Source organism: Streptomyces sp. HNM0645 (genome assembly GCF_030056615.1).
GTDB lineage: Bacteria > Actinomycetota > Actinomycetes > Streptomycetales > Streptomycetaceae > Streptomyces > Streptomyces marianii.
Window position 1 is genome coordinate 138,332 of record NZ_JASHLT010000012.1, and the last position, 8,014, is coordinate 146,345.

An 8,014-nucleotide genomic window follows, 5' to 3' on the forward strand; every position below is an offset into this window, starting at 1 on the left:
ATAAACGGATAAGAGGCAGCCGTCAGTCGCTCCCGGCCGCGCGCTCGGGCACCCGTCGCCGCACTCCGGACGCGAAGGCGCGGCATCCCTCCGACAGCCGGCTGCAGGGATCCCGGAGCGGGACGCGGCAGCACTCAGTGCATGCGCAGCCCGGAGGGGGTCTCGGTGCGCCCGAACACGGGCGCGAGGATCAGCTGGGCCGCCCCCTCGGCGATGCGGTACGCGCTGCCGCCCGCCGGCGCGACCATCAGGTGCGTCCGGGACCGGAGCTCGGCCCGCACGCCGCGTACGAACTCCGCTTCCGCCGCGGCGACGGCCCGGCCCCCGAGCAGCACCTGGTCGATGTCGAGCAGTTCGGCCAGGTTGGTGACACCGACGGCGAGGACACGGGCGGCTTCGGCGACGTCACCACGGTCGATCGCGGCCAGGCACAGCGCTTCGAGGCACCCTCGCTTGCCGCAGGCGCAGGCGGGTCCGTCGAGTTGGACGACCTGGTGCCCGAACTCCCCGGCCCCGGTCCGCACGCCCCGGTACACGGCCCCCTCCAGTACCAGACCCGCGCCGATGCCGGTGCCGAGGTGCAGGTAGGCGAAGGAGCCGCTCTCGCCCTGCAGCAATATCCCCAGGGCTGCGGCGTTGGTGTCCTTGTCGAGGGCCACCGGCAGGCCCAGCCGGCTCGCCAGTTCGTCGCGCAGCCGGTAGCCGTCCCATTCCGGGTAGCCCGTGACCCGCAGCGGAACGCCCGCGCGGTGGTCGAGAGGCCCCGGCATCGCGACTCCGACTCCCAGCACCCGCGGTGCCTCCTCGCCGCCGGCGTCCGCAGTGCCCTCGGGCCCCTGCCACCCCTGGGCGGACTCCCCTGCCTCCGGAGCTCCGCCGGCGCCCGCCCGGCCGTAGCCGCCTCCGGCCCGGCCGCCCAGCGACTGGTCCAGCAGCGCGCGCACCTGGTCCGCCACCCGGTCGGTGACCACGTCCGGTCCCGCGCCGAGGTCTGCGGACACCGCCCGTGTCGCCACCCGCGCACCGGACAGGTCCACCAGGACCGCTGTCATCTCGTCCCGGTCGAGTTGCACGCCCACGGCGTACGCCGCCGAGGGTTCCAGGCGCAACGCCGTGCGCGGCTTGCCCCCGGTCGACGCGTGCCGTCCGGCCTCCGCCAGGAGCCCCGCCTCCCGGAGCCGGGCCGTGATCTTGCTGACCGCCTGCGGGGTGAGGCCCGTGTAGTCGGCGATCTCGGGACGGCTGATGCCCACCTCCCCGGCCGTCCGCAGCAGATCGAGCACCAGCGACGCGTTGTGGCTCCTGAGCAGGGACAGGTTCCCGCCCTGGCCGCTCACCTGGTCGGCGACCGCCGGGACGGCCGCCTCCTCGCCCGACGGGACGATGGGATCTGCCCAGTGCACACGCACACTCTCATTGTGCGCCCGCCCTCCGGTTCGGCAACGGCGTTGTCTAAGAGTTCCGCTCCTCCAGCGTCGCCGGCGCCCGCTGAACGGTCCGTGCCGGATCGGGCAGGGCCGCCGGTTCCGGCCGGTCACGGCTCCCACCGGGGAGCGGCGTCAGCCACCCTCCCAGCCGTCCTCCCGCACCCTCGCCGCGAGGTCGATCTTGGTGTACGTGGGACGGCCGGCCTGCTGGTACTTGTCCTTCACCCGGTCCAGGTAGTACTTGGCCGTGTGGGGGCTGACACCGGCACGGCGCGCCGTGGTCTTCAGCGTGAGCCCGGAGGCGTACTCCACCAGCACCTGGCGTTCCTTCGGGGACAGGCTCGGCCGGGCGGGCCCGTCGTCGTGCGCCCACGCGAAGGCGAGCTCCGCGGAGTGGGCCGTACCGCCCGAGGCGACCTCCTCGACCGCCCGCACCGGTGTCGGCAGATCATGGTCCTTGGTGAGGTAGCCGTCCGCGCCGGCCGCGATCGCGGCGACGATCCGCCTGCGGTCCGCCACGGTACTGATGACGAGGACCCGTGGTCCGGTGGCCCGGAGCCGCCGGATGTTCTCCGGTGGCTGGGATCCGTCACCGAGCACCAGGTCCAGCATGACGACGTCGTAGGGCAGTCGCGCCGGCGCGCCGCCGACGGGGTGTCCCTGGGCGAGGAGTTGCTCCACCGTGCACGCCGTCGCCGCCAGGCGTACGTCCGTTCTCTCGGGGTGGCCCGGAGCGCCAGCCCATGAAGCACGATGATCGTCCAGTTCAGCGGCATGCGCCGGTGTGGGGTGGCGCTCCAGCCGCAGGGTCGGCTCCGGGGGCCGGATACCGGGCATGCCGAGGGAGACTGTGCGGGTCTTGCGCAGGGTGCGGGTGGCTTCTTGATCTGTTCGCGTTCGTCGTCGGTGAGTCCTTCGAGGTCGGTCTCGACGCGGCGGATCAGAGTGCGGATGCGCTTGATCTCTTCCTCAGACGGGGTCGATTCGGTGCGGGCCCAGTCGTCTAGTTCGGTTGCGGCGGCGAGGCGTTCGCGGTCTCGCAGGAGGGTGTCGCGGTAGGCCCGCAGCTCGGGCAAGTATGACGGGTCGGTGCGGAAGTGATCGCAACCGACGCAGCGGAACCGGAACGGGCAGCCATGGCCGCTGGCCTTGACGTTGGTCGGCTCGACGCAGATGCCGTAGGGGACGGAGACCTGGCCGATGCGCAGGCGGGCGTGTTCGTGCTCCAGGAGCTGGCGGGCCTGGGTCCAGATCCGGTTGCCGTGCCGGTCGAATTGGTGCGAGACGAGCTTGTCGACTGCGGACCGGGTCCGCTTCTCGGTCACCCGATAGTAGGTTTGTGCAGTTTGCAATGATCTGCGCCCCATGAGCTCGCGGAGCACGTCGGGCAGGGTTCCGGCGTCCGCGTGTCGTTGCGCGTAGGAGTGCCGGGAGGAGTAGGGAACGACTTCCAGCTCGGGGAACTCGGTGTCGTCGGTGAGGAGCAGGGGTGGCATGGCGTTGACCCAGCGGCGGTGGACGTTGCCGATGTGCTGCATGCGGAACGGCTTGGTGCCCTCGGAGTCCTGCTGGCCGGGGGAAGAGGACCAGCTTGGACAGGTCGGTGTCCGGGAAGCGGGCGCGGACGGACTTCTTCTGCCTGACGATGATCTCAGCGGTGGAGTCCGGGATCGGCAGGCGGCAGCCGGTGCGGTTGTTCTTGAAGTCGGTGCAGATGAGCACGGACTTGCTGTGTTCGTCCGTCTCCAGGCAGTCCCAGGGCAGGCAGCCGATCTCGTCGGGACGTCGTCCGGTGTCGACGAGGATCTCGATCGCGTTGCGCATGTCGTCGCTGCCGTCGCGGATCTGGTCCAGGGTGGGAAGCCGCTCGCAGAGCTGGCTGAGGATCTCCCTCGGCAGGGCTCGGCCTGGTCCCTCTTCGGTGATGACCGGAGGCATGTCGTGCCTGCGTAGCGCGAAGTCGTCGGGCAGGTCGGCGAGGATCTCGCCGGGGCGGGGCAGGCCCATGTCGCGGATCTCGCGCAGGAACCGGCCGGTGAACCGGGAGACCGTCGTGCGGCGGAAGGAGCTGATCTCGCCGGCGTGTTCCAGGTGGGCGACGTACTGGGTGAACGCCTCGATGTCGCTGCGGCCGAGCGCGGCCATGTTCTCCCCGCGGTCCTCGCGGGAGCGGACCAGGCTCTGCCAGAGGAAGCGGAGGCAGAGGATCATCTCGGAGAGGCTGTTGGGGATGTTCTTGCCGTAGCGGCGGGGAATCTCGTCCAGCACCCACGTCTTGCAGGCCCGCCGCATCCACTCCTGGTGCAGCGGAGTGAAGTCCATCCTGCGCCACTGGCCCAGGCCGAAGACGCCCATGTTCCAGACGCCCTTGATCTGTTCCAGCTCCGGTGTGGAGACGGCCGTGGCGAGCACGCGGCGAATGGTGTTGGCCATGCCGGCGAGGTGAGAAGGTCGGCGATCTCGTCCAGGACAGCGCCGGCGTCGGCGGCGTTACTGGCGAATCCGTGCCTTGTGTCCGCAGAGGCCGTGTGCGAGTGAGTTCGTGTAGTGATTGATCGGGACGTTCGCTGAGACCGGTTTCGCTTCGATAGCCGCGCACGGTGTTGCGATTCCCGGGCGGTCGAGGTGATGCAGATCACTCTTTTGTGGGGTTCCTGCTCCATCTTGACGAGACCTTCTGCGGCCGGGCTGTCCGTGGTGTGAGGCAGAGTGGCCGCCATGGGAACGAGTCTTGGGACTGTGGTGATCACTGGTGCGGCCGGGCGCGTTGGGTCGGCGGTGAGGGTCGGTCTGCGTGGTGAAGCGGAGCGTTTGGTGCTCGTCGATCGTGTCGGGCTTGCCGCGCAATCGCCAGCCGAGGAGGTGCGACAGTTCGATCTGCGCGACGCTGAGGCGGTGACAGCGGCCTTGGAGGGGGCGGATGCGGTGGTGCATCTGGGCGGGGTCCCAGATGAAGCACCATTGCCGGACCTGCTGGACGGCAATGTTCGGGGAACTCATAACGTCCTGGAGAGTGCGCGTCGGCAAGGGGTTGGGCGGGTAGTGCTCGCCAGCAGCAACCGCCTCACCGGGTTCTATCCAGTCTCGGAGAACGTCACGCCCGAGATGCCGCCGCGTCCGGATGGTCTCTACGGGGTGAGCAAGGTAGCGGTCGAGGCGCTGGGGCGCCTGTATGCGGACAAGTTCGGTCTGTCCGTGGTGTGCCTGCGTATCGGGAGCTTTGAAGACGCGCCGACCGAGCGGCGACACCTTGCCACCTGGCTGAGCCCGCGCGACTGCCTCGGCTTCGTCCACGCGGCTCTCACCGCTCCCGGTATCCGGTTCACGACTGTCTATGGCGTTTCTGCCAATACTCGCCGGTTCTGGGACATCGAGGCTGGGTCGGCCCTCGGATACACGCCTGTGGACGACGCGGAAGTCTTCGCGTCGCGTATTCCGCCGGAAGGAAACTGGGCGGATAGTAGTGATCTGCAAGGCGGCGCGTACGCCAACGCGGAATACACACTTCGGCACATCTGAGCGAGAGCTGACCGCCGTTGTGGGGCGTCTCAACTGCAGCTCCCGATCACCGTGGTTCGCGGAGCGGCAAGGCTGCTGACCCGGCCCGTCCCGGCGGCGGACTCTCGAAGATGAACAATCCCCTCGTGCTGTGCGGCGAGCCGGGCCAGGGTCTGGGTGCGGAAGTCGGTGAGCTCGTCGATCGTCTGCTCCGACGTGGCCAGTCGCTCTCTGAGCTTGGCGTTCTCGTCCTTGAGACGGATGATCTGGGCTTCGCGGGGTTCGGGGATCTTGCCGAGCTGCTGCAGGGCCTGGAGGCGTCGCTCGAACTCGGTGCGGAGGTGTGCGTAGGGGCGGGTGCCGTCGAAGGCGGTGCGGTCGACGCCCGCTTCGTGGGCGAGGGTCTTGATGTCGCACTTGCCGCCGGGCGGGATCTCGCCGCGAAGGAGCCGGTCCATGGCGGCCCGGATGCGGTTCTCGTTCTCGGTGCGCTGAGCCTGGGAGATTCTCATGCGGACTCCTCGTCCATGGTGTTGGCGGCGTCGATCTCGGCGACGACGCCGAGGGCCCGGGTCGTGGTCGGCTTGGAGCCGGGTGCGTTCGGTCTTGCGTGTGGTGCCGAGCCGGCCGAGGAAGATCTCGGTGCGTTCGGCGTGCTCGGCCCAGACGGGACGGTGGCAAGGATGATGGGCGGCCTGCGGACAGCGGGCGGAGTCACACATCCCGACCAGCGGACGGTCTGCCGTCGGGGTGCCGGCCAGCTTGAGGCAGAGCGCCCGGGACGGATGCGATGCCGGTCACGCGTACCGGCACGGCGGAACCAGGACGCGGCGATCGGCGTTTGATCCCCTGAGCGGCCGGCCGCGCCGCCCATCCGTGAAGGCGAAGGGGACGGGGACGACGTGATGAGCGACAAGGCCCGCAAGCTGTTCGAGGCGCTCGATCTGGACAGCGACGGAACGCTGACCCGCGAGGAAGTGATCACGGCCCTGCGGACGAAGGGCCCGCACCTGGCCGCGGCGGGGGATCTCCCGTTCTGGGGCGTGGGGGACGCCGATGCCTCCTCGGCGCTGTTCGACGCGGCCGACCAGAACGGGGACGCGGTGCTCACCCTCGAGGAGTTCGCCGCGGTGGTGGACCGCCGTTTCGGCTGGCGGTGACATCCGAACCGGCCCGGCTCGCCGCCAGGGCGGCGAACGGGTCCCCGAGCGACACCGCCACGGTCGCCCGCCGGCTGCGTACCCCACCCGTCGGCCTCACAGGGGAGCCGGAGGAGCCGTCCCGTATCGCGCAGGCATGGCCCGGCCCTCGCGGGCAATGCGGTGAGAGCGACGCGAACGTGGATCGTCCACTGGCCGTTCGTCCGCGCACCGGCGGCGTGCCGACACCCGGAAGACCGGCGTGTCGGCGCCGGAAGAACAGTAGGAGGAGGAGCCCGGTATGGAGTCGGGGGAGCACTGGCGGGAGCGGGCGGCCTGCAGCGGCACTGAGGCGGACGAGCTGTTCGCCGAGGCCACCCAGCAGAACAAGGCGAAGGCCATCTGCGCGACCTGTCCGGTTCAGACCGAGTGCCTGGCCGAAGCACTCGACACCGGGGTCCGGTTCGGCGTGTGGGGCGGCATGACCGAGCGGGAACGTCGCGCACTGCTGCGCCGGTCCCCGCACGTCACCTCCTGGCGTCACGCGCTCGAGGCGGCCCGCCGCGACCACACGCGTCCGCGCGCCGGCTGAGCGAGGGCGCCGGCCGGGCACGGGCGCCTCTCCGGTGCGCGGGGGCCGCCGTTGGGCGACCTCCCGAGCCGGCACCGCGGCGACATCGGCAGGGCTCCCGGAGCATTCCTTGCCTCTGAGGCAAAAGATTTGCCCAGGAGGGAATGACTGTGGCTCAATGGCGATATGCCCGAAGACACCACGGCGAGGATCACCGGGGAGACGAGCGCCGCACTGTCCAGTGTCGCATCACAGCTCCGGGACCTGCGCAAACGCGGCGGCCTCACCGTTGAGGCCGCCGCACTGCGACTGGGGCTGTCCCCGGCGCACCTCTCCCGGCTGGAGACCGGGCAGCGCCAGCCGTCGCTGCCCATGCTGCTGACTCTGGCCCGCACCTACGGCACCACGGTCTCCGATCTGCTCGGCGAGACACCTCCCGAGCGGGACCCCGTCATCCGGGCCTCGGCGACGGGGTCGGTGGGAGCGGACGGGTGGACCTACCGACAGGCCGGCGGCTCCCGGCGCGCGATGCAGGCGCTCCGCGTGCACGTCCCGCCGACCGTCCGGGACGAGCTGGTCCGGGTCCACGCCGGCGAGGAGTGGCTCTACGTACTCACGGGCCGGCTCCGGCTCACGCTCGGCGGCAAGGAGCACACCCTCGAGCCGGGCGACTCCGCCCACTACGACAGCCAAACCCCCCACCGGATCAGCGCCGTGCCGCCGGGGGGCGCGGACCTCCTCTTCGTCCACACCCTCCTGCAGAGCCACGCGAGTGATCTGTGCGTAGGAGGAGGGGATCCGACCTCGCTCGGCACCGGACGGCGCACGAGCTCTCCCGAAGGAGACGACCGTGCCGAGTGAGAAGACGGGTGTCGAACGCGGGGACGGCCGGTTCCCCAAGGGGTTCGCGCTGCGCCTGTTCGCCTACATCGTGGCGGGGCACCTCGTGGCCGGCTTCCTCTACCTGCTGTTCTCCGTCGGCGCGAAGTAGGCGGTCCACGAAGCGGCGTGCGCCGCGGACCCGGCACTCGCCTACCGCCCGGGCGCACGGGCCGGGCACGCTCGCCTGCCGTCACAACACGACGGCGGGAGCGGCCGGATGAGAGTCACGGGCGCTTCCGGGGTCGCCCCGCGCTGCGCCGCCGACCGTCCGGCTGTGACTGAGCACGCTAGTTGTCCAGTGAGTGTGCAATCTGGCCAGTTGAGTGCCTTGCCGCTGAGCCGGGACCGATAGGCCAGGGCAGCTGCAAGTTCCCTGGTCGTGTGGTGAGTTCGGGTAGCCGCCGGTTGGGGCGGATAGAGGTGCAGGCACGGGCTTCGTGATCATCGTGGTGTCTTAAGCCCGTTGATCACGAGGTGGCCCGTGCCTGCCGCTGTAT

9 protein-coding genes are annotated in these 8,014 nt (G+C 70.3%); 5 read left to right on the forward strand and 4 right to left on the reverse strand.

Annotated elements, in window-relative coordinates; genetic code table 11:
* Positions 1-134 precede the first annotated feature (134 nt).
* The 3 genes from QMZ92_RS10175 to QMZ92_RS10185 all read right to left on the reverse strand — a co-directional run bounded on the left by QMZ92_RS10175 (position 135) and on the right by QMZ92_RS10185 (position 3,860).
* Positions 135-1,385 carry an ROK family transcriptional regulator gene (locus QMZ92_RS10175; RefSeq protein WP_283296933.1) on the reverse strand — a complete coding sequence of 417 codons (1,251 nt, stop codon included), beginning with the start codon at positions 1,383-1,385 and terminating at the stop codon, positions 135-137.
* Between the two features lie 174 nt (positions 1,386-1,559).
* Positions 1,560-2,264 carry a response regulator transcription factor gene (locus QMZ92_RS10180; RefSeq protein WP_283296919.1) on the reverse strand — a complete coding sequence of 235 codons (705 nt, stop codon included), beginning with the start codon at positions 2,262-2,264 and terminating at the stop codon, positions 1,560-1,562.
* Between the two features lie 132 nt (positions 2,265-2,396).
* Complete coding sequence (locus QMZ92_RS10185) at positions 2,397-3,860, reverse strand: hypothetical protein (protein ID WP_283296920.1); 1,464 nt, start codon at positions 3,858-3,860, stop codon at positions 2,397-2,399.
* A 285-nt stretch (positions 3,861-4,145) separates the two neighbouring features.
* Between QMZ92_RS10185 and QMZ92_RS10190 the strand changes: the two genes are divergently transcribed.
* A complete protein-coding gene (locus QMZ92_RS10190) occupies positions 4,146-4,946 on the forward strand; it encodes an NAD-dependent epimerase/dehydratase family protein (protein WP_283296921.1) in 801 nt (266 codons plus the stop codon).
* A gap of 29 nt (positions 4,947-4,975) precedes the next feature.
* Here the strand turns inward: QMZ92_RS10190 and QMZ92_RS10195 are convergent, their stop codons facing one another.
* Entirely contained in the window at positions 4,976-5,437 is a 462-nt protein-coding gene (locus tag QMZ92_RS10195) for a hypothetical protein (protein WP_283296922.1), read from the reverse strand.
* Between the two features lie 393 nt (positions 5,438-5,830).
* Here QMZ92_RS10195 and QMZ92_RS10200 point away from each other — a divergent pair, with 393 nt between their 5' ends.
* The 4 genes from QMZ92_RS10200 to QMZ92_RS10215 all read left to right on the forward strand — a co-directional run bounded on the left by QMZ92_RS10200 (position 5,831) and on the right by QMZ92_RS10215 (position 7,626).
* Positions 5,831-6,085 carry an EF-hand domain-containing protein gene (locus QMZ92_RS10200; protein WP_138057004.1) on the forward strand — a complete coding sequence of 85 codons (255 nt, stop codon included), beginning with the start codon at positions 5,831-5,833 and terminating at the stop codon, positions 6,083-6,085.
* A gap of 280 nt (positions 6,086-6,365) precedes the next feature.
* Positions 6,366-6,656, forward strand: a complete 291-nt coding sequence (locus QMZ92_RS10205) for a WhiB family transcriptional regulator (protein ID WP_283296923.1) — start codon at positions 6,366-6,368, stop codon at positions 6,654-6,656.
* 165 nt (positions 6,657-6,821) lie between these two features.
* On the forward strand, positions 6,822-7,496 hold the full coding sequence (locus tag QMZ92_RS10210; RefSeq protein WP_283296924.1) for a helix-turn-helix domain-containing protein: 675 nt from the start codon (positions 6,822-6,824) through the stop codon (positions 7,494-7,496).
* Positions 7,486-7,626 carry a DUF6126 family protein gene (locus QMZ92_RS10215; protein ID WP_171053232.1) on the forward strand — a complete coding sequence of 47 codons (141 nt, stop codon included), beginning with the start codon at positions 7,486-7,488 and terminating at the stop codon, positions 7,624-7,626. The genes QMZ92_RS10210 and QMZ92_RS10215 overlap by 11 nt, the downstream gene beginning before the upstream one ends.
* Positions 7,627-8,014 lie beyond the last annotated feature (388 nt).